The 23,095-nt window shown below is 67.6% G+C and carries 18 protein-coding genes; 16 read left to right on the top strand and 2 right to left on the bottom strand.

Going from position 1 to position 23,095, the window contains the following annotated elements; genetic code table 11:
• Positions 1 to 15 precede the first annotated feature (15 nt).
• From AB4Y94_RS03405 to AB4Y94_RS03380, 6 genes are all read left to right on the top strand, one after another.
• A complete protein-coding gene (locus tag AB4Y94_RS03405) occupies positions 16 to 1,365 on the top strand; it encodes a carbohydrate ABC transporter permease (RefSeq protein WP_441724763.1) in 1,350 nt (449 codons plus the stop codon).
• Positions 1,362 to 2,291, top strand: coding sequence for a carbohydrate ABC transporter permease (locus AB4Y94_RS03400; protein ID WP_441724761.1), 930 nt, complete (start codon positions 1,362 to 1,364; stop codon positions 2,289 to 2,291). The genes AB4Y94_RS03405 and AB4Y94_RS03400 overlap by 4 nt, the downstream gene beginning before the upstream one ends.
• Before the next feature lie 172 nt (positions 2,292 to 2,463).
• Positions 2,464 to 3,828 (top strand): ABC transporter substrate-binding protein, encoded by a 1,365-nt coding sequence (locus tag AB4Y94_RS03395; protein WP_441724758.1) that lies wholly within the window; start codon positions 2,464 to 2,466, stop codon positions 3,826 to 3,828.
• Positions 3,829 to 3,923: 95 nt separating this feature from the next.
• Complete coding sequence (locus AB4Y94_RS03390; protein WP_441724755.1) at positions 3,924 to 4,895, top strand: carbohydrate ABC transporter permease; 972 nt, start codon at positions 3,924 to 3,926, stop codon at positions 4,893 to 4,895.
• Complete coding sequence (locus AB4Y94_RS03385; RefSeq protein WP_441724752.1) at positions 4,892 to 5,893, top strand: carbohydrate ABC transporter permease; 1,002 nt, start codon at positions 4,892 to 4,894, stop codon at positions 5,891 to 5,893. The genes AB4Y94_RS03390 and AB4Y94_RS03385 overlap by 4 nt, the downstream gene beginning before the upstream one ends.
• Before the next feature lie 86 nt (positions 5,894 to 5,979).
• Positions 5,980 to 7,911 (top strand): ABC transporter ATP-binding protein, encoded by a 1,932-nt coding sequence (locus AB4Y94_RS03380; protein WP_441724749.1) that lies wholly within the window; start codon positions 5,980 to 5,982, stop codon positions 7,909 to 7,911.
• A 32-nt stretch (positions 7,912 to 7,943) separates the two neighbouring features.
• Here the strand turns inward: AB4Y94_RS03380 and AB4Y94_RS03375 are convergent, their stop codons facing one another.
• Positions 7,944 to 8,651 (bottom strand): DUF305 domain-containing protein, encoded by a 708-nt coding sequence (locus tag AB4Y94_RS03375; protein WP_441724746.1) that lies wholly within the window; start codon positions 8,649 to 8,651, stop codon positions 7,944 to 7,946.
• Positions 8,629 to 9,312: a DUF3105 domain-containing protein gene (locus AB4Y94_RS03370; RefSeq protein WP_441724744.1), complete on the bottom strand. Its 684-nt coding sequence runs from the start codon at positions 9,310 to 9,312 to the stop codon at positions 8,629 to 8,631. Before AB4Y94_RS03370 ends, AB4Y94_RS03375 begins: the two co-directional genes overlap by 23 nt.
• Before the next feature lie 180 nt (positions 9,313 to 9,492).
• Here AB4Y94_RS03370 and AB4Y94_RS03365 point away from each other — a divergent pair, with 180 nt between their 5' ends.
• From AB4Y94_RS03365 to chvE, 10 genes are all read left to right on the top strand, one after another.
• Positions 9,493 to 10,857 carry a cystathionine beta-synthase gene (locus tag AB4Y94_RS03365; protein WP_441724742.1) on the top strand — a complete coding sequence of 455 codons (1,365 nt, stop codon included), beginning with the start codon at positions 9,493 to 9,495 and terminating at the stop codon, positions 10,855 to 10,857.
• 48 nt (positions 10,858 to 10,905) lie between these two features.
• The gene (locus tag AB4Y94_RS03360) at positions 10,906 to 12,066 is read left to right on the top strand and encodes a cystathionine gamma-synthase (RefSeq protein ID WP_441724739.1); all 1,161 of its coding nucleotides are present in this window, start codon (positions 10,906 to 10,908) and stop codon (positions 12,064 to 12,066) included.
• Positions 12,067 to 12,233: 167 nt separating this feature from the next.
• Positions 12,234 to 13,166 carry a VOC family protein gene (locus AB4Y94_RS03355; RefSeq protein WP_441724736.1) on the top strand — a complete coding sequence of 311 codons (933 nt, stop codon included), beginning with the start codon at positions 12,234 to 12,236 and terminating at the stop codon, positions 13,164 to 13,166.
• A gap of 183 nt (positions 13,167 to 13,349) precedes the next feature.
• Complete coding sequence (locus tag AB4Y94_RS03350; protein ID WP_441724735.1) at positions 13,350 to 14,750, top strand: APC family permease; 1,401 nt, start codon at positions 13,350 to 13,352, stop codon at positions 14,748 to 14,750.
• Positions 14,750 to 15,790 carry a cyclase family protein gene (locus AB4Y94_RS03345; RefSeq protein WP_441724733.1) on the top strand — a complete coding sequence of 347 codons (1,041 nt, stop codon included), beginning with the start codon at positions 14,750 to 14,752 and terminating at the stop codon, positions 15,788 to 15,790. Before AB4Y94_RS03350 ends, AB4Y94_RS03345 begins: the two co-directional genes overlap by 1 nt.
• A gap of 768 nt (positions 15,791 to 16,558) precedes the next feature.
• Positions 16,559 to 17,581, top strand: coding sequence for a LacI family DNA-binding transcriptional regulator (locus AB4Y94_RS03340; RefSeq protein ID WP_441724730.1), 1,023 nt, complete (start codon positions 16,559 to 16,561; stop codon positions 17,579 to 17,581).
• Between the two features lie 250 nt (positions 17,582 to 17,831).
• Complete coding sequence (araB, locus tag AB4Y94_RS03335; RefSeq protein WP_441725180.1) at positions 17,832 to 19,613, top strand: ribulokinase; 1,782 nt, start codon at positions 17,832 to 17,834, stop codon at positions 19,611 to 19,613.
• Positions 19,610 to 20,320, top strand: coding sequence for an L-ribulose-5-phosphate 4-epimerase (locus tag AB4Y94_RS03330; RefSeq protein WP_441724727.1), 711 nt, complete (start codon positions 19,610 to 19,612; stop codon positions 20,318 to 20,320). Before araB ends, AB4Y94_RS03330 begins: the two co-directional genes overlap by 4 nt.
• On the top strand, positions 20,320 to 21,837 hold the full coding sequence (araA, locus tag AB4Y94_RS03325) for an L-arabinose isomerase (protein ID WP_441724724.1): 1,518 nt from the start codon (positions 20,320 to 20,322) through the stop codon (positions 21,835 to 21,837). Before AB4Y94_RS03330 ends, araA begins: the two co-directional genes overlap by 1 nt.
• A 110-nt stretch (positions 21,838 to 21,947) precedes the next feature.
• On the top strand, positions 21,948 to 23,030 hold the full coding sequence (gene chvE / locus AB4Y94_RS03320) for a multiple monosaccharide ABC transporter substrate-binding protein (RefSeq protein ID WP_441725178.1): 1,083 nt from the start codon (positions 21,948 to 21,950) through the stop codon (positions 23,028 to 23,030).
• Positions 23,031 to 23,095 lie beyond the last annotated feature (65 nt).

Here is a 23,095-nt window from a genome sequence, read left to right as displayed (position 1 = left end):
CAGCGACGACGAGCCGTGGCCACCTCTGTCGTGGACGCGCCACCCGCCGGGGGCACACGCCCCCGGCGTCCCGTCGCGGCCGGACGCCGGCGCTTCCTCATCGCCCTGGCTTTCCTGGCGCCGGCGCTGGTGCTGCTGGGGGTGCTGGTCGCCTATCCGGTGATCTATTCGGTCTACCGTTCCCTGTTCGACGCCGCCGGCAGCAACTTCCTCGGCCTCGGCAACTACGTGACGATGTTCACCGACCCGGCGACGTTCATCTCGATCCGCAACAACGTGATCTGGGTGTTGGTCGTCCCGGTCAGCGTCACCATCCTGGGCTTGATCTTCGCGGTGTTGATGGACCGGATCAAGTGGGGCATCGCGTTCAAGCTGATCGTCTTCATGCCGATGGCCATCTCCATGGTCGCCGCGGGCGTCATTTTCCGCACCACCTTCCAGGAGAATCCGAACCTCGGCGTGGTCAACGCCGCGCTGGTGGGCATCCACGACGTCTTCGGCGGCGGCTCCGCCTACCCGAACGCCCGGCCACGGGACAGTACCGGACTGCAGGCGGCGAAGGGTGCCATCGAGACGGCGGACACCGTGCAGCCAGGCGGTGTGCAGGACTTCCCGTTGATCGGCGTCAACCAGGCCAACATCCCGGGCAACGCGGCGCAAGCGGTGGCGGCGGACACCCCCGGCTCCGACGCGATCAGCGGCACCGTCTGGCTTGACTTCATCCGCGGTGGCGGAGGGACGCCGGGCGAGATCGGCGAGGGCAAGAAGGGCCTGCCGAACGTGGAGGTCACGGCGCTGGATTCGTCCGGCGCGGTGGTGGCCAGTGCGCGCACCGCGGACAACGGCACCTATGTGCTGTCCGGGGTCTCGGGTGATGTCACGCTCGCCCTGCCGGCCAGCAATTTCTCGGCCGCCTACGCCGGGGTGTCCTGGCTCGGCCCCACCCTGGTGACCGCGGTGGTCATCCTCAGCTACATCTGGATCTGGGCCGGCTTCGCGATGGTGATGATCGCATCCGGTCTCTCAGCCATGGACCGCTCCCTGCAGGAGGCGGCGCGCATGGACGGCGCCAACGAATGGCAGGTGTTCCGGCGGATCACGGCACCCCTGCTCTCCCCGGTGCTGATCGTGGTCTTCGTGACGTTGATCGTGAATGTCCTGAAGATCTTCGACCTGGTCTACGTCATCCCGCCACCCTCGTCCCTGCCGGATGCGACGGTGATCGCCGTGCAGATGTGGACCGTCTCCTTCGGCGGCGGCAACGACCAGGGACTGGGCTCGGCGCTGGCGGTACTGCTGCTCATCCTGGTGCTGCCATTCATGATCATCAACGTGCGACGCTTCAGAATGGACCGGGAACGATGACCACAGACGTCGCCCCTGCCATCGACCTCAGCGGGAGCTCCACCACCGCCGCGAAGCTGACCCTGGTCAAGCCCAAGCGCAGCACTGCGGGCAAGATCCTCGACTTCTTCGGCCGCGGCGTGGTCAACCTCGTGCTCGGAATCGTGGCGGTGTTCTGGCTGGTGCCGACGATCGGCTTGTTCATCGCCTCACTCCGCAACAGCACCGACAACAGCCAGACGGGTTGGTGGACGGTGTTCACCCGGCCGGCCCAGCTCACCTTCGAGAACTACGGCAACCTGCTGGCCAATTCGCAGTTCATGGGCTCGTTCCTGAACACGATCGCCATCACCGTTCCGGTGACCGTGCTGGTGATCGTGATCGGCGCGCTCGCCGGCTATGCATTCGCGTGGATCCAGTTCCCCGGTCGGGACTGGCTGCTCGTCGGTGTCATCGTGCTGCTGGCCGTGCCGGTGCAGGTGGCGCTGATTCCGATCGCCAAGCTGTTCGGCAGCCTCGGGCTGTTCGGCTCCATCGTGGGTGTGGTCATCTTCCACACCGCCTTCGGCCTGCCGTTCGCGATCTTCCTGCTGCGGAATTTCTTCACCCAGGTGCCGGGAGAGCTGATGGAAGCCGCCCGCCTCGACGGTGCCAGCGAATGGCGCATCTTCTCCCGTATCATCCTGCCGCTCGGCATGCCCGCGGTGGCATCGCTCGGCATCTTCCAGTTCCTCTGGGTCTGGAACGACCTCCTCGTGGCACTGATCTTCACCAACGCCTCATCGCAGCCGGTGACGGTGGCGATCCAGAGCCAATTGCGGCAATTCGGCGCCAACATCGACGTGCTGTCGTCCGGCGCGTTCTTGTCGATGATCATTCCTCTCATCGTGTTCTTTGCATTCCAGCGGTATTTTGTCACCGCATTGTTGGCTGGTTCCCAGCGCTGATTCAGGTAACGATTCGGCATCCCCGGTAACGGATGCCGCGCACGGCCTTGCCGCCGGAGCCGAACCGCCCCTACATTGAGTGATGTAAACGCTTACTACTGCGAGCATCGATCGGTTTTCGCATGGGAGCGCTTTCTTTTGCTCTTTTTCACTCAATGAGGAGGAACCGCTTTTGAGCGCTACACCGCTACGCCGGATCTTGATCCCGCTCGCCGCAACAGCCGCCATTGGACTCGCGCTCACCGGATGCACCGGCGATATCGCCGCGAACGACGCGTCGAACACCGACTGCGCCGACTACGGGGACTACGGCACGTTCAAGGACAACGCCGAGGTCACCATCGGCGGCACCATCCAGGACGACGAGGCTGACCGCCTGGTCGAGTCATGGAAGGACTTCCAGGCCTGCACCGGCATCACCATCAAGTACCAGGGCACCAAGGAGTTCGAAGCGCAGATCGCCGTCCTGGCCGAAGGCGGCAAGGCACCCGACATCGGAATCATCCCGCAGCCGGGCCTGTTCAACAAGCTGGCCGACGCCGGCTTCCTGAAGAAGGCGCCGAAGGCCGTCGAGGCCAACGTCGACAAGTTCTGGTCGGCTGACTGGAAGGGCTACGGCACGGCTGCCGACGGCACCTTCTACTCCGCACCGCTGATGGCCAGCGTCAAGGGCTTCATCTGGTATTCGCCGGCTGAGTTCAAGGACAAGGGCTACGAAATCCCGAAGACGCTCGACGAGCTCACCACGCTCACCGAGAAGATCGCGGCGGACGGCGACCACCAGCCGTGGTGCGTCGGCCTCGGCTCCGGCGACGCCACCGGGTGGCCGGGCACCGACTGGGTGGAAGACTACGTACTCCGCCAGGCCGGTCCCGACGTCTATGACCAGTGGGTCAAGCACGAGATCCCGTTCAACGACCCGGCCATCGTCAAGGCCTTCGACGCCGTCGGCGACATCATCAAGAACCCGGACTTCGTCAACGCCGGCCTCGGCGACGTGTCCAGCGAGATCTCGACGGAGTTCGGCGACGCCGGCCTGCCGATCCTCGACGGCAAGTGCTCGCTCCACCACCAGGCCTCCTTCTACGAGGGCTTCTGGAAGAAGGCGGACGAGTCGAAGGTCACCGTCGCTCCTGACGGCGACGTGTACGCGTTCCTGCTGCCGCCGGTCTCGGCGGATGCCGGACAGGCCGTCACCGGTGGTGGCGAACTGGTGGGTGCGTTCAAATCGAGCGACGCCATCACCGCGACGCTCACGTACCTCTCCAGCGACACCTGGGCCAACAACCGGGTCAAGCTGGGCGGCGTGATCAGCGCGAACAAGGGTCTCGACCCGGCCAACGCCGGCAGCGACATCCTGAAGCAGAGTGTTGAGATCCTGCAGGACCCCGACACCACGTTCCGCTTCGACGGCTCAGACCTGATGCCGGGAGCCGTGGGAACCGACTCCTTCTGGAAGGGGATCGTCTCCTGGGTCAGCGGGGACGACACCAAGAAGACGGTCGACACCATCGAGTCGAGCTGGCCGACGAGCTAAGTCGGCTCTGAGCTGGGTGGACCCGTCGAACATTCGCCGGGTCCACCCGCGCACCCATCTCGCCCACTCACACACGTGACTGAAGGGTCCGGCCAATGACCACCGCAGACTTACTCGGCAAGATCATCCAGGTGGTGGCGGCCCTCGCCGTCTTCTCGCTGGTGATCGGCCTCATCCTCTTCCTGATCGACAAGGCACCCAAACGCGGACGCGACTACTGGCAGCTCGCCCTGTTTCTCGCCCCCACGCTCATCCTCCTGGTGCTGGGGTTGATCTACCCGGCGATCCGAACGACGCTGCTCTCTTTCACCAATAGCAAGGGGGAATGGGCCGGCCTCGACAACTTCGTCTGGATGTTCACCCAGCCCGCGGCGCTGATCACGCTCGGGAACACTGTCATCTGGGTGGTGGTCGCGCCGCTCGTCTCCACCGCGATCGGGCTCGCCTATGCGGTGTTCATCGACAAATCGCGCGGGGAGAAGTATTTCAAGGCCCTCGTGTTCATGCCGATGGCCATCTCCTTCGTCGGAGCCGGCATCATCTGGCGGTTCGTCTACGACTTCCGGTCCGGCGGCGCCGAACAGATCGGCCTGCTCAACCAGATCGTGGTCTGGCTGGGCGGCTCGCCGGTGCAGTGGCTGCAGAGCTCGCCGGTCAACACGCTGCTGCTGATCGTGGTGATGGTCTGGATCCAGACCGGGTTCGCCATGGTCATCCTCTCGGCGGCGATCAAGGGCGTGCCGGCCGAGCAGCTCGAGGCAGCCCAGTTGGACGGAACCAATGGCTGGCAGCGCTTCAGCAACGTCGTGCTGCCGGGCATCCGCGGGTCGCTGGTCGTGGTGCTGACCACGATCTCGATCGCCACCCTCAAGGTGTTCGACATCGTGCGAACCATGACGGCCGGCAACTTCAACACCAGCGTCATCGCGAACGAGATGTACACCCAGGCGTTCCGGGCCGGGGAGCCGGGCCGCGGTTCAGCGCTCGCGCTCATCCTGTTCCTGCTGGTGTTGCCGATCGTTGTCTACAACGTGAGAGTCTTGCGCAAGCAGAGGGAGATCCGATGAGCGACAACGTAATCGACCTGCCCGTTCCCGACTCGGCGACAGGACGCGAGACGTCGTTTGAGGCCGCAGTGGCCGGCGAATTCGTCGAGACCAAGACCGCACGGGTCAAGCGGCGGCTCACCTCACGCGGCGCAACCATCGCCGCGCTGGTCATCGCCGTGGTGTGGACGATCCCCACCTTCGGGCTGCTGGTGTCGTCGTTCCGCCCGGCCGGCCTGATCAAGACCACCGGCTGGTGGACGATCTTCCAGAACTGGGGTTTCACGCTCGACAACTACCGGGACGTGCTGCTCTCGACATCGCAGTCGTCCCCGCAGCTCGGCGCCTATTTCGTGAACTCCCTCGCGATCACGATCCCGGCAACGGTGTTCCCACTGGTGCTGGCTTCGATGGCGGCGTACGCGTTCGCCTGGATCAAGTTCAAGGGCAGCGGAGCGCTGTTCGTGCTGATCTTCGCGCTGCAGATCGTCCCCCTCCAGATGGCGCTGCTTCCGCTGCTGAAGATGTTCACCGCGTTCCTCAGCCCCGGCCAGGAGCTGGTGCACAACCTGATCCCGATGATCCCGGAGCAGAGCTACCTGCCGGTCTGGATCGCGCACACCATTTTCGCCCTCCCGCTGGCCATCTTCCTGCTGCACAACTTCATCTCCGAGATCCCGGGCGAAGTGATCGAGGCAGCGCGCGTGGACGGTGCGACGCACGGCCAGGTTTTCTTCCGCATCGTGCTCCCGCTGGCCATGCCGGCCCTCGCCTCGTTCGCCATCTTCCAGTTCCTCTGGGTGTGGAACGACCTGCTGGTGGCGCTGATCTTCTCGGGTGGCACGCCGGACGTAGCGCCACTCACCCAGCGGCTCGCCGAACTGACCGGAACCAGGGGCCAGGATTGGCAACGGCTCACGGCCGCGGCGTTCGTGTCGCTGATAGTGCCGCTGATCGTGTTCTTCAGCCTCCAGCGTTACTTCGTGCGCGGCCTGCTCGCCGGGTCGACGAAGGGGTAGCGCGCGCGCCAGGAGCCGGTCCGCAGGCCGGGACATCCGCTGCGGCGCGGAAACATCACCTCGGCGGGCACGCTTAGAGTGGGCGTATGAGTGGAATGCACGGCGGCGGCGGTCGTGGAAGTGGCGGCGGCGAAGGCAGCGGACCCCGCGTCCGGCCCGGCCGGATCAGCGGCGGAGACGTCGCAGCGCAGCGTGCGGCCAACGCCGAGGCGCCCAGGATCCCCAACCTGTTCAAGCGCATCACGGAACTCTTCGCCGGGCATCGTGCCGCGCTCACGGTCACGATCGTGCTGGTCCTGGTCAGTGCCGCGCTCTCGGTGGTACCACCGCTTTTGACCCAGCGCGCATTCGACGAGGGACTGTTCCCACCCGGCGGCACGCCGAACCTGCCCAGGCTGGCCACGCTGGTCGGGCTGATGATCGTCGTCTACCTCGGGTCTGCGCTCCTCGGGGTGTGGCAGACCTGGCTCACGGCGACAGTGGGCAACAAGGTGATGGGCGCACTCCGGGTGCGGCTATTCACCCACTTGCAGGCGATGGAGCTCAGCTTCTTCACCAAGACCAAGACCGGCGTGATCCAGTCCCGGCTGCAGAACGACGTCGGCGGTGTGGCCAGCGTGCTCACCAACACCATCTCCAGCGTGCTCGGCAACACCGTCACCGTGATCGCGGCCTTTGTGGCGATGCTGCTGCTGGACTGGCAGCTCACGATCGTCGCGGTGATCCTGATGCCCGTCCTCGTCATCGCCCAACGCCGGGTCGGGCAGGTGCGCGCCCGGATCGCCACGAAGACCCAGGAGTCGCTCTCCGACATGACCGCGATCACCCAGGAGACGTTGAGCGTCTCCGGGATCCTGCTGTCGAAGAGCTTCACCCGGCAGAACACCGAAATCGGGCGTTACTCCGACGAGAACGCCAACCAGATCCGGCTGCAGGTGAGCCAGCAGATGAGTGGCCAGTGGTTCTTCGCCATGGTGAGCATCTTCCTCTCCAGCATCCCGGCCATCGTCTACCTCGTGGCCGGCGCCCTGGCGTCCAACGGCACCACGGGCATCACCGCCGGCACCATCGTGGCCTTCACCACGGTGCAGGCGAGGCTGCTGTTCCCCTTGCTCGGGTTGATGCGGGTGGCGCTGGACCTGCAGACCTCGAGCGCCCTCTTCGCGCGGATCTTCGAGTACCTCGACCTGAAGCCGGCCATCAGCGACAAGCCCGGGGCGCTGGCCGTGCCCGCGACGGGCGGCGACGCCACCGGCCGCGTCGAATTCGACCACGTCACCTTCGCCTACCCCGACGCCGGCACCGAGTCCCGTCCCACCCTCGACGACGTGTCGTTCGCCATCGAGCCGGGGGAATTCGCCGCATTCGTCGGCCCGTCCGGCGCAGGCAAGACCACCGTCTCCTACCTGATCCCGCGGTTCTATGAGGTCAGCGGTGGCCGCGTGCTGTTCTCCGGGGTCGACGTTAGCGACCTCGCCCAGGAGTCGCTGGTCTCCCACATCGGCATTGTCAGCCAGGAGACCTACCTGTTCCATGCGAGCATCGCCGAGAACCTGCGGTATGCCAAGCCGGATGCAACGGATGCCGAACTCGAGTCCGCCACGCGCGCCGCGAACATCTACGAAACGATCGACTCCTTCCCTGAGCGGTTCGACACCGTGGTGGGCGAGCGCGGCTACCGGCTCTCCGGCGGCGAGAAGCAGCGCATCGCCATCGCCCGGGTGCTGCTCAAGGACCCCGAGGTGCTCATCCTCGACGAGGCGACCAGCGCCCTCGACGCGATCTCCGAACGCATCGTGCAGGCCGCGCTCGACACGGCGTCGCGTGGGCGCACCACGATCGCCATCGCGCACCGGCTCTCCACCGTCGTGGGGGCCGATGTGATCTTCGTGGTGGAGGCCGGGCGCGTGGTCGAGCACGGCACCCACACCGAGCTCCTCGCGCGTGAAGGCGCGTATGCGCGGTTGTACTCCGAGCAGGTGCGGGTGCCGCAACCCGTTCCGCAGCCCGCAGACTGAGCCGCACCGCGGCATCCGCTGCCCACAACCGGCTACGGCAGTTCGGCGAGCATCGACTCCATCAGGGTGATCTCGGACTTCTGGCTTGCCACGACACCGGTCGCGAACGACAACACCGTCGTGTCGGTGGCCCGGTCGAGCACGGCATCCGCCATGTCGAGCGCGCCCTGGTGATGCGCGATCATCAGGGTGAGGAAGATCCGCTCCGCCTCGGCACCGGTGGCTGCACGGAGCGACTCGATCTGCTCTGGCGTCGCGAGGCCGGGCATCGGCTCGCCTGGAGCATGCGCCGGGTCGGAACGGGAGTGTTGGTGCCCGCCGTCGCCACGCCCGGGCCTGGTCATCCAGGTCATCGACGGTTCGCTCGGCGCCTGCGGGAGTCCCCAGGCGCTGAGCCAACCGAACATCTGGCCCGACTGCTGGCCCTGGGTGGTGATGATGTCGTAGGCGAGCAGCCGGGTGGCTTCGTCGTCCGTCCGGTCACGCACGATCAGCGAGAGCTCGACGCCCTGGTCGTGGTGCACCTGCATGTCCCGGGCGAAGCCGGCTTCCGCGCTGGTGTTGGACGGATCGGGGTTGTCCAGTGTGCTCAGCCGGCCAGCCGACCAGCCGACCAGCCCCACCATGACGGCCGTGACCAGCGCGGTGACGAGCAGGGCGGTACGGCCCCGCCGCGGGGTGGGCGGGGACGGCGACGGGTGCGACGCGGCGGCCAGCTTAGGAGACCTTGCCTGGCGCATCGAACGCCCCCGAGCATGACGCACCGAGCTCCGGAGCGGTCCCGCCCTTCCAGTACTCCTCGAAGAACTGGCCGATGCGCTCGTCGGAGGCCGAGTCGACCTGCAACTGCACGTTCCATCCGCTCAGCACGATGTCGGATGGAAGCCCCTCGAACGGCGACAGGACGACATAGGTGGAGGGTAGCTTCGCCTTGAGGGCGTCCAGTTCGGTGGCGCTGAGCGACGGGTCGTAGGTGACCCAGATCGCGCCGTGCTCCAGGGCGTGCACCGCGTTCTCGTTCGGCACCGGCTCCGTGTAGACGCCACAGTTCAGCCAGACCGGGTTGTGCTCGCCGCCCACCGGGGGAGTCTGCGCGTAAGTGACCGGGGTCTCCACGTGGTTGGCGGTGTTGGTGAACGTTTCGACGCCCTTCACGGTCGCCCCGCTGCTCCCGGCCGAATAGCTCGCCTGCTGCGGGGTGAGCACGATCGAGGTGATCACGACCCCGAGTACCGCGACAACGGCGACCACGCCCGTGATGATGCCGATGCGGCGGTTGCGTGCACTGCGCTTCTGCTGGCGGTGGTATTCCTCGAGCTTCCTGGCTCGGTTCTCTGCGCGCTGCTGCTTGACGGTGAGGGATCCGTTCGAATTCGAACCGGACGACGGGGCAGGGGTCACGGTGGGCCTCTCGGGGTGGGGGTGCTGAATACATACGAACGTATCGGAGTTCGCTGAGCCTTTCCCGAGCAACATGCGCCATCGGGCGGCCTGGCCGGGGCTTCGCAGGGGTGCGGAGCGGATGCCGGTCCGGGCGAATTGCCCGCCCGGTAGAGTTGGACAGGTACGCGAAGGGGCCTCATGAAGATTGCACAGACCATCCTCGACTTGATCGGCGACACCCCGCTGGTCAGGCTCAACCGGGTCACGGACGGCGTAGCAGCCACCGTGCTCGTCAAGCTGGAGTACCTGAACCCTGGCGGGTCCTCGAAAGACCGCATCGCGGTCCGCATCATCGACGCCGCTGAGCGGGACGGTCTGCTGCGGCCGGGCGGCACGATCGTGGAGCCGACCTCCGGGAATACCGGCGTCGGATTGGCACTGGTCGCCCAGCAGCGCGGATACAAGTGCGTCTTCGTGTTGCCGGACAAGGTGGGCGAGGACAAGCGCAACGTCCTCACCGCGTACGGTGCCGAGATCGTGGTGACCCCGACATCCGTTGCACCGGACGACCCTGAGTCGTACTACAGCGTCTCCGACCGGCTGGCCCAGGAGATCCCCGGCGCTTTCAAGCCGAACCAGTACGCCAACCCGAACGGCCCGCTCAGCCACTACGAGACCACCGGCCCTGAGATCTGGCGTGACACCGACGGGACCGTCACCCACTTCGTTGCCGGCGTCGGCACCGGGGGCACCATCACCGGCACCGGGCGCTACCTGCGGGAGGTGTCTGAGGGTGCTGTCACGATCATCGGAGCAGACCCCGAGGGCTCCGTCTATTCCGGCGGCACCGGTCGCCCGTATCTCGTCGAAGGGGTCGGAGAGGACTTCTGGCCCGGAGCGTACGACCCCACAGTGGTGGACGAGGTGATCGCCGTCTCCGACGCCGACTCGTTCGCGATGACGCGCCGGCTGGCCCTCGAGGAGGGCATCCTGGTCGGCGGATCCAGTGGCATGGCGGTGGTCGCGGCCCTGCGCGTGGCCGAGAAGCTGGGCGCGGACGACGTGGTCGTGGTGCTGCTGCCCGACGGCGGCCGTGGGTACCTCGGCAAGATCTTCAACGACAGCTGGATGCGCAGCTACGGCTTCACCAACGCGCCCAGCGGCCACACCGTCGCCGACCTCCTCGAATCGAAGACCGGCAGCATGCCGGCGTTCGTGTACGTGCACCCGAGCGACACGGTGCACGACGCCATCGGTGCGATGACGACATCGGGCGTCTCGCAGCTGCTCGTCCTCACCTCACAGCCGCCGGTCGTGATGGGGGAAGTGCTCGGCGCGCTCGACGAGCGCAGGCTGATGGAGCTGGTGTTCTCCGGCGAAGCGCAGCTGACCGACAAGGTGAGCTCTGTCGTCGGCGACGCGTTGCCGCTGATCGGCGTGAACGAGCCGGTGTCGACGGCCCGCTCGGCGTTCGCCAACCACGATGCGCTGCTGGTCACCGACGGGGGCAAGCCCCTCGGCGTCATCACCCGCAGCGACCTGCTCTCCTACCTCAGCGCCTGAGACGCTGAACCACAGGGTTGTAGATACACAGAAAAGGACTCCTCCACCATGGCCAGAAAGCAGAACTTCAACACCGTTGCGATCCACGCCGGAGCGGAATTCGATCCCACCACGGGAGCCGTCATCCCGCCGATCTACCAGACCTCCACCTTCGTGCAGGACGGCATCGGCAACCTCCGCGGCGGTTATGAGTACAGCCGCGGCGGCAACCCCACCCGCGATTCGCTGCAGACGCTGCTCGCCGCGCTGGAAGGCGGAAAGCACGGCCTCTCCTTCGCCAGCGGCCTCGCCGCGGAAGACACCCTGCTCCGCGCAGCGCTCTCGCCCGGAGACCACATCGTGATGGGCAATGACGTCTACGGCGGCACCCACCGGCTGATCGAGCGGGTGCACGGGGCGTGGGGCGTGCGCAACAGCGTCGTGGACATGTCGAACCTGCGAGCGGTCGAGCAGGCCATCATCCCCGGCGAGACCAAGATGCTGTGGATCGAGACCCCGAGCAACCCGATGATGAAGATCAGCGATATCGCCGAACTCGCCGATATCGGCCACCGCGCCGGGCTGATCGTCGTCGTCGACAACACGTTCGCCTCGCCCGCCCTGCAGCGCCCGCTCACCCTTGGCGCCGATGTGGTGGTGCACTCGACGACCAAGTACCTCGGCGGCCACTCTGACGTGCTGGGCGGCGCGCTCATCATCGACGACGACGAATTGTTCGAGAAGGCGAAGTTCCTGCAGTTCGCCGCGGGACCGGTGTCGGCGCCGCTCGACGCGTGGCTCACGACTCGCGGCATCAAGACCCTGGCGGTGCGGATGGAACGCCACTGCAGCAACGCGCAGGCCATCGCGGAGCACCTGGTGGGGCATCCGTCGCTGGAGGCGGTGTACTACCCGGGCCTGCCCGGGCACCCGGGGCACGCCCTCGCCGCCCAGCAGATGAGCGGTTTCGGCGGCATGCTCTCGCTGGCTTTCGTCGGTGGCGGCAAGGCGGCGCGAACCTTCGCCGAGTCGACGCACCTGTTCCAGCTCGCGGAGTCGCTCGGCGGGGTGGAGTCGCTGGTGAACTACCCGTCCGAGATGACCCACGCTTCGGTGCGGGGAACCGAGCTCGAGGTGCCGGAGAACATCGTGCGGCTCTCCGTCGGGATCGAAGACGTCGGGGACCTGATCGACGACCTCGACCGGGCATTGCCCAAGAAGAAGCGCTAGGACGGCGTACCCGCGGGCCGGGCCCTCGGCATGCCTCACAGCTGAATCACAGGAATAGGGCCCGGTTCCTTCGGCTTGCTTCCAGCATGCCCCCTCGCACTCCTGCCGATTCCACGCGCCGTCCGTTGCGTCGCCTACGCCCCCGCCTGACCTGGACGATCGCAATTGTGGCGGTCCTCGCGATCGCTGGAACGACCTGGGGGGCGGTCGCCGCGTCATCGGGGGGCGACGCCCGCGCCGCGGCGTCTGCGGCCGAGGTGAGCCGGTCGGTGCTCGCCGCAGACACCCGGATGGGCGCCGTCGAGATCTCGGCGCGCGATCTGGCGCCGATGCGGTCCTTCTACGCCGACGCAGTCGGGCTGGATGTGCTGGCGGAGGGCGACCAGGTGCTCTCGCTCGGCTCCGACGGGGAGGAACTCGTGCGCGTGGTGCCGAGTGACAGCCCCGCCGCGACTGCGACCGACGCAGGGCTGTACCATACCGCCATCCTCTTCCCGGATGCGGCATCGCTTGCCGGCACCCTGCAGAACCTCGCCCGCGTCGCGCCCCAGCGCTACCAGGGCAGCGCCGATCACCTCGTCAGCCTGGCGTTCTACTTCGGGGACCCTGAGGGCAACGGTGTGGAACTCTATGTCGACACGCCTCGCGACCAATGGGAATGGACCGACGGGCGGGTGCGCATGGGCGCGGCGGCACTGGATCCGAACCGGTTCATCGCGGACCACCTCGGCACCGCGCCGGCTTCCCCGGCGACGGTGGGGCATGTGCACCTCAAGGTCGGCGATCTCGCGGCGGCGCGCGCGTTCTACGTGGACGCGCTCGGCTTCGCCGTGACCAGCGAGACCAACGGCGCACTCTTCATGTCCGCGGGCGGCTACCACCATCACCTGGCGGCCAACACCTGGGGCAGTGCCGGCGCCGGCGTGCGCGGTGACACCCTCGGGTTGGCGGAGTTCGCGGTGCTGTTGCCGGATGCCGGCGAGCTGGAGGCCGCGGCGACCCGGCTCGACGGCGCCCGGATCACCTATGAGCGAGGCGATAGTTCGCTCACGGTCGGCGACCCGTGGGGAAACGCGGTGCGTCTCACCGTCGCGGCGTAGCCGACGCGTGGGCGCGGGAGCGCGCTTCTCGCAGCGCTCTCCGGTGGTCGTCCGTCGCCGCCCTTCCGCCGCTCCTCGGGGCTCCGCGGGCCCCGAATGGGCCGTGCGCAGGATGGCAGGATCTGAACGAAGTATGTCAACTCTGCCATCTTGGAGCCCTCGCCTGACCGGCATGATGGTCTGGTGACCATCTCCACGACCAAGCCGGCAGGCGCATCCGCTCTCGGCAGTACCGTCAGCAGCACGGATGCCCGCCCGGCGCACGCAGGACGCCTCGGATTGGTGCAGGGTACGGCCCTGTACATCGCGTCGGTGCTCGGCACCGGCATCCTGGTACTACCGGGCCTGGCGGCGACGGCAGCCGGGCCGGCGTCGATGGTCTCCGTGCTCGCCGTGTTCTTCCTCTCCATCCCACTGGCCGGCACCTTCGCCGCGCTGGCCAGCCGGTACCCGGACCCGGGCGGCGTGGCGAGTTACGTGCGACGGGCGCTCGGCCAGACCTGGGCACGGATGGCCGGATACTGGTTCTTCTTCGGCGTGGCCGCGGGCGCCCCGGTGGTCGCCATGCTCGGTGCCGAGTACGTGGTGGCCATCGTCGGCGCCGACCATGGAACGGTTATCTGGGTGGCGCTGGCGATCTTCGTGCCGCCGCTGGTGTTCAACTACTTCGGGTTGCGGGTGTCCGGCGTGGTGCAGCTCGTGCTCACCGGCGCACTCCTGTTCGTCGTGATCGGCGTTGTGGCCGTGGCGTTCCCGGCCGCGAACCCGGCGAACTTCGAGCCGTTCCTGCCTAACGGGTGGGGCGGCGTCGGCACGGCGATCAGCCTCTTCGTCTGGGCGTTCGCCGGTTGGGAGATCGGAACCCACATCTCCGGGGAGTTCCGCAATCCCCGCCGCGTCATCCCGATCGCGACGGGCATCGCCCTCGTCGTCGTCGGCGCAGCGTACCTGGTGCTCCAGTACGTCACGGTGGCGGTGCTCGGCGAATCCGCTGGAACCGGGCAAGTGCCGCTCCTGGACCTGGTCAGCGGCTCCGCTCTCGGCATCGGCCCGGTCTTCGTCGCCGTCATCGCCGCGATCGTGGCGCTCGGGGTGCTGAACGTGTACCTCGGCGCCTTCGCAAAGCTCGGGGCATCGCTCGGGCGGGACGGCGACCTGCCGCGCTGGTTGGCTCGTGGTGTCGAGTCCGGCGGCGTGCCGCGACGGAGCCTGTCGGTCGTCGCCGTGCTCTGCGCGATCTACTTCGTCCTGATGGTCGGGCAAGGCCTCACTCTCACCCCGTTCATCCTGATCCACACCAGCTCCATGGTCGCGATCTATGCCCTCGGCATGATCGCGGCCGTGCGGCTCCTCGAGCGCTGGACGCCCGGCTGGTGGATGGCCGTCGTCTCGGTTGTGCTCACCTTCGGCCTGCTGGTCCTGGCCGGGACAAACCTGCTCGTTCCCGCCGCGCTCGCCGCGCTGGCAGTCCTCGTCGCCGTGGCCAAGCGCCGCGAGGCCAAGCGCGGCGAGGCCAAGCGCGGCCGTCCCACGCGCGGCACTCCCACGCCGCCGCCCACAGCCCCGAGGAAACGAGCCGCTTGATGCCCCACAGCCAGGTCACCGCACCAGATCCTGCGACAACGGATGCTGCCCCACAGTCACCCGCGACGAGCGCCACGCCGAACCCCACGCACTCCCGCGCGACGCCCGCCACTCCGGCTGCCCCGCCGGACCCCACGCAGTCCCGCGCGACGCCCGCCACTCCGGCTGCCCCGCCGGACCCCACGCAGTCCCGCGCGACGCCCGCCACTCCGGCTGCCCCGCCGGACCCCACGCAGTCCCGCGCGACGCCTCCCGGTAGTCGCTTCGTCGACCTGAGTCACGACATCCGGGCCGGGCTCGTCACCTATCCCGGCCTGCCGGCCCCGGTGATCACGCCGCACCTCACCCGGAGCGATTCGCGCGACCACTACGCGCCGGGCACCGAGTTCGCGATGGACCTGATCACGCTCATCGGCAATACCGGCACGTACGTCGACAGCCCGTTCCACCGTTACGAGGGTGGAATCGACCTGGCCGGCCTTCCGCTGGAGTCGCTGGTGGACCTGCCGGCCGAGGTGTTCCATCTTGCCGACCAGTTCGCGTCGGACGCGGACCCCGCGGCCGATGCGGCCGATGCGGCCGATGCGGCTGACGCGCCCACTGAGGCCGAGGCGGCTGATGCGGCTGATGCGCCCAATGCGGTCGACCTGGCCGACGTCGCCGTCGCGCGGGGGATCGGCGCCGAGGTGCTTGCCGGCCGCGAACTGGTCGGAAGGGCCGTGCTGCTCCACACCGGTTGGGACCGTCACTTCGGTGGGCCCGCATACGCCGCCGGGGCGCCATTTCTTAGCGCGGAGGGCGCGCAGTTCCTGGTCGAGGCCGGGGTCGCCCTGGTGGGAATCGACTCGCTCAATATCGACGACACCGAATCCGGCGGGGAGCGACCGGCGCATTCGCTGCTCCTGGCTGCTGGGATTCCCGTGGTCGAGCACCTGACCAACCTGGGACAGCTCCCGTCACACGGCATGCGGTTCACCGCCGTGCCGCCGAAGATCGTCGGGTTCGGCACCTTCCCGGTTCGCGCGTTCGCCCGGTCCTAACCGGACGCGTGCCGCGCCGGCGCCGGGGGTTGCGCGGGGCGCCTGATCCGACACGGCGGTGTGGCCGGGCACCCGGTATCGCGCTGGGCGCGCGATATTTCGGGAGCCCGACGCGTTTTCGCGCGCCCGGGCGGAGGCGAGCTGGGCGGGGGGAGGCCTGCTGTACGAGCCGCGTCGGACGTGTGCGGCCCCGGGCGCCAGGCACCGGGTGCTGTCCGGGGCGCCGGGGTTGTGCGGGGCGCCTCATCCGACACGGCGGTGGGGCCCGGGCACCCGGTATTGCGTGGGGCGCGCGATATTTCGGGTGCCCGACGCGTTTTCGCGCGCCCGGGGGTGGGGAGGGCTTGCCGGACGCATGCTGCGTCGGACGTGCGCCGCGCCCGGCGCATGCTAGGTCGGACGTGTGCGGCGCCGGGCGTTTGCGGCGCCGGGCGCCGGGGGCTGTCGAGACAGCGGGGGTTGTGCGGGGCGCCTCATCCGACACGGCGGTGGGGCCCGGGCACCCGGTAGCGCGTGGGGCGCGCGATATTTCGGGTGCCTGGCGCGTTTTCGCGCGCCGGGGTGGCGGGGCGGCCCGTCGCTCGCGCGCAGCGGAAGCGTGCCGGGCGCGCACTCCAAACGGACGTATGCGGCGCCGGGCATATGACGTGTCCACTGCGACGGCACGCCATGTGACTGTCACAACCGCACTCGCCGGGTGTCCGCGCGGCATGCATAATTGACCTGCGTTCACATTTGTGACCGTGCACATTGCAGCAAGGTCGACACGTGACAACGGAACCGCCGAAGGGCCGCGCGCCCAGTATCCGCGACGTCGCGCGCCTGGCCGGCGTGTCTCACCAGACCGTGTCGCGAGTGCTCAACAATCACCCGAGCATCCGTGAGTCGACCAAGCTGCGCGTGCAGCAGGTGATGGATGAGCTGAAGTACCGGCCCAACCGCGCCGCCCGCGCCCTGGTCAAGGGACGGTCGCGCACGATCGGCGTGATCTCCGCCTCCAGCTCGGAGTACGGGCCGGCCAGCAGCATCGCGGCGATCCAGGACGCAGCCCGCGCGGCCGGCTACTACGTGAACACTGCGAATCTCACCTCGGTGGATCGCCCATCGATCGAAGCGGCGATCGACCACCTGATGTACCAGGCCGTCGAGGGAATCGTGGTGATCGCACCCCAGGTCCGGGTGTTCGACGCCCTCGAAGACATGCTGCTTGACGTACCTTTCGTCACCCTGCAGTCCACCGGTCGGCTCGACGATCATGCCCTGTCGGTCGACCAGATCGCCGGCGCCCGCCTGGCCACTCGGCACCTGATCGAGCTTGGGCACCGGTCGATCTACCACCTCGCGGGACCGCAGGACTGGATCGAAGCCGAGGCCCGCATGCGCGGGTTCCTCGAGGAGATGGGGGCGATGGACGTGCCGACCACTGCGCCGATCCTGGGGGACTGGACCGCCGACTTCGGTTTCTACGCCGGCCGTGAGCTGCTCCGGGTGCGTGACTTCACCGCGATCTTCTCCTCCAACGACCAGATGGCGCTCGGGCTGATCCACGCTATTCGTGAGGCAGGACTGACCGTTCCAGGTGATATCAGCATCATCGGCTTCGACGACATCCCTGAGGCGCGGCACTTCTGGCCGCCGCTGACCACGGTGCGGCAGGACTTCGCCGAACTCGGCCGCCGGAGCATCGCCCTCCTGCTCAGTGAGCTCGCCGGCGAACGCAGCACGGCCTACGTCGGAACCATCCAGCCTGAGCTGATTGTGCGCGCGTCGACCGGTCCGCCCTCGTTCTAGTCCCGTTGGGCGCGGGCTCGGCCAGTTACCGAACCGAGACAATTCCAACTTGACAGACGATTCCCGAATGCGGCTAACATAGGCAGACCGCAAATGTGACCGTTCACATTCTGGTGTTTCCGGCCACACGGGCCGCCAGCACCGTCAGGGCACAAGCCCGAGGCATCCGCTAGACCGCACCGGACAAAGGAGTCGATTCGTGAGCACGAGCGCCGAGCAGCACACGGCAGAGGCACATCCGTCGGCCCCCATTGCCGCACCCGAGCTCGACTCCTACGTGATCGGCGTCGACTTCGGAACCCTGTCCGGACGCGCCGTCGTGGTGCGAGTCTCCGACGGCGCCGAACTCGGCTCGGCCGTGCTCGACTACCCGCACGCCGTGATGGACACCACGCTGATCGCTACCGGGCAACAGCTGCCACCCGACTGGGCACTCCAGGTCCCGCAGGACTACGTCGACGTGCTGAAGGCCGCCGTGCCCGCCGCCGTGCTGGACGCCGGCATCGACAAATCCCGGGTGATCGGTATCGCAACCGACTTCACCGCGTGCACGATGGTGCCAACCCTGGCCGACGGCACCCCGCTGTGCGAGCTGCCCGAGTACGCCGGCCGCCCGCACGCCTACGTCAAGCTGTGGAAGCACCACGCCGCCCAGCCGCAGGCCGACCGGATCAACGACCTGGCCCGCGAACGCGGCGAGAGCTGGCTGCCCCGCTATGGCGGACTCATCTCCAGCGAATGGGAGTTCGCCAAGGGCCTCCAGCTGCTCGAGGAGGATCGCGAACTCTACGACCGCATGGAGCACTGGGTGGAGGCGGCTGACTGGATAGTCTGGCAGCTCACCGGCCGCTACGTGCGGAACGCGTGCACCGCCGGCTACAAGGGAATCCTGCAGGACGGCCAGTACCCGAGCGAAGCCTTCCTCGGCGCGCTGAACCCCGACTTCGCCGCATTCGCAACCGACAAGGTGGCCCACGAGATCGGCCAGCTCGGGTCAGCGGCCGGCACCCTCAGCGCGCAAGCCGCCGAATGGACCGGCCTGCCCGAAGGCATCGCGGTCGCCGTCGGAAACGTCGACGCCCACGTCACCGCCCCGGCGGCGCAAGCGGTGGAACCCGGCCAGATGGTCGCCATCATGGGAACCAGCACCTGCCACGTGATGAACTCCGACCTCCTCACCGAGGTCCCCGGAATGTGCGGCGTCGTCGACGGCGGCATCGTCGCGGGCCGCTACGGCTATGAAGCCGGCCAGTCCGGTGTCGGCGACATCTTCGCCTGGTACGTCAACAACCAGGTGCCCGCTGCCTATTTCGGGGCAGCGGCGGCAGCCGGGCAGAGCATCCACCAATACCTCACCGACCTGGCAGCGGATGCCCCGGCCGGCGCCCACGGACTCGTCGCGCTGGACTGGCACAGCGGCAACCGCTCGGTCCTGGTCGACCACGAACTCTCCGGCGTCGTCATCGGCGCCACCCTCACCACCCGCGCTGAGGAGGTCTACCGGGCGCTGCTGGAGGCGACAGCCTTCGGAACCCGCACCATCGTCGAAACCTTCAACGCCAGCGGGGTTCCGGTCACCGAATTCATCGTCGCGGGCGGCCTGCTCAAGAACCGGTTCCTCATGCAGACCTACAGCGACGTCCTGCGCCTGCCGATCTCCACCATCGCCAGCGACCAGGGCCCGGCGCTCGGCTCGGCCATCCACGCGGCCGTCGCCGCCGGGGCCTACCCCGACGTGCGCGCCGCGGGAGCCGCGATGGGAAAGGTCAACACGAACGTCTTCACGCCGAACGAAGAGTCGGCGCGTGCCTACGACCGCCTGTTCGCCGAATACACGCTGCTGCACGACTACTTCGGCCGCGGTGCCAATGACGTGATGCACCGTCTCAAGGCGCTGAAACGCGAGGCGATGCAGCCGGCGGCCGTCGGGCAGTTCGCGACAGGGACCGCGACCACCACGGGCACCCCGAGCGCCCCGACCGCCCCGGCAACCGACGCGGACGCCGACGCCGTCGCGGGGATCCGCGCGTGAGCAGCTACGGGCCCCAGGTCGAAGTCGCCATCGCGCGGGTGCGCTCCGACATCGCGAAACTACACGGCGAACTGGTGCGCAACAACCTGGTGGTCTGGACCGGTGGCAACGTCTCCGGCCGGGTACCGGGCGCCGACCTGTTCGTGATCAAGCCCAGCGGCGTCGACTACGCCGAGCTCGCCCCGGAGAACATGATCCTGTGCGACCTCGACGGCGTGGTGATTCCCGGCACTCCCGGCGCGGAGCGCTCGCCCTCCAGCGACACCGCCGCGCATGCATACGTCTACCGGAATATGCCCGACATTGGCGGGGTCGTGCACACGCACTCGGCCTACGCCACCGCCTGGGCCGCCCGTGGTGAGGCCATCCCCTGCGTCATCACCGCGATGGCGGACGAGTTCGGCGGGGACATCCCGGTCGGCCCGTTCGCCATCATCGGCGATGACTCAATCGGGCGGGGTATTGTCGACACGCTCGCCGGTCACCGCTCCCGGGCTGTGCTGATGCAGAACCACGGGCCGTTCACGATCGGCACCGACGCCCGCGACGCCGTCAAGGCCGCGGTCATGGTCGAGGACGTCGCCCGGACCGTGCACCTGGCGCGGCAGGGCGGCGAGCTTGTCCCGATTCCGCAAGCCGCGGTCGACTCCCTCTTCAACCGCTACCAGAACGTCTACGGACAAGCACCGCAAGGAGCCCTGCAGTAATGCCCACCCTCTCTACCACGCTCGACCACTATGAAGTCTGGTTCCTCACCGGCAGCCAGAACCTGTACGGAGAGGAGACCCTCCGCCAGGTCGCCGAGCAGTCCCAGGAGATCGCGCGGGCGCTCGAGAACGCCGGCGACATCCCGGTGAAGATCGTCTGGAAGCCGGTCCTGAAAGACTCCGAGTCCATCCGTCGCGCCGCCCTCGACGCCAACTCGGCCGATCAGGTGATCGGCCTGATCGCGTGGATGCACACGTTCTCGCCGGCCAAGATGTGGATCGCCGGCCTCGACGCCCTCCAGAAGCCGCTGCTGCACCTGCACACCCAGGCCAACGTCGAGCTGCCCTGGGCCGACATCGACTTCGACTTCATGAACCTCAACCAGGCCGCGCACGGTGACCGGGAGTTCGGTTACATCCAGACCCGTCTCGGCGTTGCCCGCAAGACCGTGGTCGGCCACGTCTCCAACCCGGCCGTCACCGCGCAGATCGGCTCCTGGACCCGGGCAGCGGCCGGCTGGGCCGCGTCGCGCAGCCTCAAGCTCGCCCGCTTCGGGGACAACATGCGCTACGTCGCCGTGACCGAGGGCGACAAGACAGAAGCCGAGCTGCGCTTCGGGGTGCAGGTCAACACCTGGGCCGTCAACGAACTGGCGGAGGCCGTGCACGCGTCGACCGACGCGGACATCGACACGCTGGTGGCCGAGTACGAAGACCTCTACGACGTCGCGCCGGAACTCCGCGCGGGCGGCGACCGCCACGACTCGCTCCGGTACGGTGCGGCGATCGAGCTGGGCCTCACGTCCTTCCTCGAGGAAGGCGGCTTCGGCGCGTTCACCACGAGCTTCGAAGACCTCGGCGCGCTCCGCCAGCTGCCCGGCCTCGCCGTGCAACGGCTGATGGCCGAGGGCTACGGCTTCGGTGCGGAAGGCGACTGGAAGACATCCGTTCTGGTGCGCATCGCCAACGTCATGGGTGCGGGCCTTCCGGGCGGAGCCAGCCTGATGGAGGACTACACGTATCACCTGGTGCCCGGACAGGAGCTCATCCTCGGCGCCCACATGCTCGAGGTCAGCCCCTCGCTCACCACGGCCAAGCCGAGCCTGGAGATCCACCCGCTCGGCATCGGCGGCAAGGAAGACCCGGTTCGCCTGGTCTTCAATACGGATGCCGGCCCCGCCGTTGTCGTCGCACTCTCGGACATGCGTGACCGGTTCCGGCTGGTCGCCAATGTCGTGGAGGTCGTCGCCCCGACCGCGGACCTCCCGAACCTCCCGGTCGGCCGCGCCGTGTGGCGCCCGGAACCCGACTTCGCCACCTCCGCCGCCGCCTGGCTCACCGCCGGCGCTGCCCACCACACCGTGATGTCGACTGCCGTCGGCATCGAGGTGTTCCAGGATTTCGCCGAGATCGCTCGCACCGAGCTTCTCGTGATCGATAAAGCCACCACCCTGCGCGACTTCACGCGCGAGGTGCGTTGGAACCAGGCCTACTACCGGTTGGCACAAGGCCTGTAACACCCCTGTTCACCGAACACATCCGCATCAATGTCGATTACAGAAACAGAAACACGAAAGGGAACACAGTGAAGAAGAGAGCAATTCTCGCAACGCTGGCCGCTGGCGCCATGCTGGTCTCGCTGGCCGGTTGTGCCAACGGAGCCGCAAGCGGCGACGGTGCTGGCAAGGGCGACGGCGGACTCGTCGGCGTTGCCATGCCGACGAAGTCGTCGGAGCGCTGGATCAAGGACGGCGACTCGATCAAGAAGCAGCTGGAAGACCAGGGCTTCAAGGTCGACCTGCAGTACGCAGAAGACGACATCCCCACCCAGGTCTCGCAGATCGAGAACATGATCACCAAGGGCGCTGAAGTCCTGATCATCGCCTCGATCGACGGCACCACGCTCACCAGCGTGCTGCAGGAGGCCAAGGACGGCGACATCCCCGTCATCGCCTACGACCGCCTGATCCGCGACTCCAAGAACGTCGACTACTACGCCACCTTCGACAACTTCAAGGTCGGACAGCAGCAGGCCTGGTCGCTCCTGAACGGCCTCGGCCTGACGGACCTCGAGGGCAAGCCGGTCGACGGCGCCCCCGCAGGCCCCTTCAACGTCGAACTGTTCGCCGGGAGCCCCGACGACAACAACGCCACCTTCTTCTTCAACGGTGCAATGGATGTCCTCCAGCCGCTGATCGACGCCGGCACGCTCGTTGTCAAGAGCAAGCAGACCGACTTCAACACGGTCGCCACGCTGCGCTGGGACGGCGAAGTCGCCCAGAAGCGCATGGAGAACATCCTGACGTCGACCTACTCGGACGGCAGCAAGGTGCAGGGCATCCTCGCCCCGTACGACGGCCTGTCCCGCGGCATCATCTCCGCGCTGACAGACGCCGGCTACAGCACGGGCGACCAGTGGCCGGTCATCACCGGCCAGGACGCCGAGCTCGACTCGGTGAAGGCCATCAACTCCGGCGAGCAGTACGCCACCATCTTCAAGGACACCCGCGAACTCGCCAAGGTTGCCGTTGAGATGACTGTTGCCGTCCTCGGCGGCGACAAGCCGACCGTCAACGACACCAAGACGTACGACAACGGCAAGAAGGTCGTTCCGTCGATGCTGCTCGACCCCACGATCGTGGTCAAGGACAACATCAAGAAGGCACTCGTCGACAGCGACTACTGGACCCAGGCCGAAATCGACGGCTAGTCAGTACCGCTGACCTGCCGGTGGGGGGACTACGGTCTCCCCACCGGAAGGTCGGAGCCCACCGC

This window comes from Glaciibacter sp. 2TAF33 (genome assembly GCF_052114945.1).
In the GTDB taxonomy this organism is placed as follows: Bacteria; Actinomycetota; Actinomycetes; order Actinomycetales; family Microbacteriaceae; genus Cryobacterium.
The sequence above is the reverse complement of the archived record's forward strand: the minus strand, read 5'-3'. Positions and strand labels throughout refer to the sequence as shown.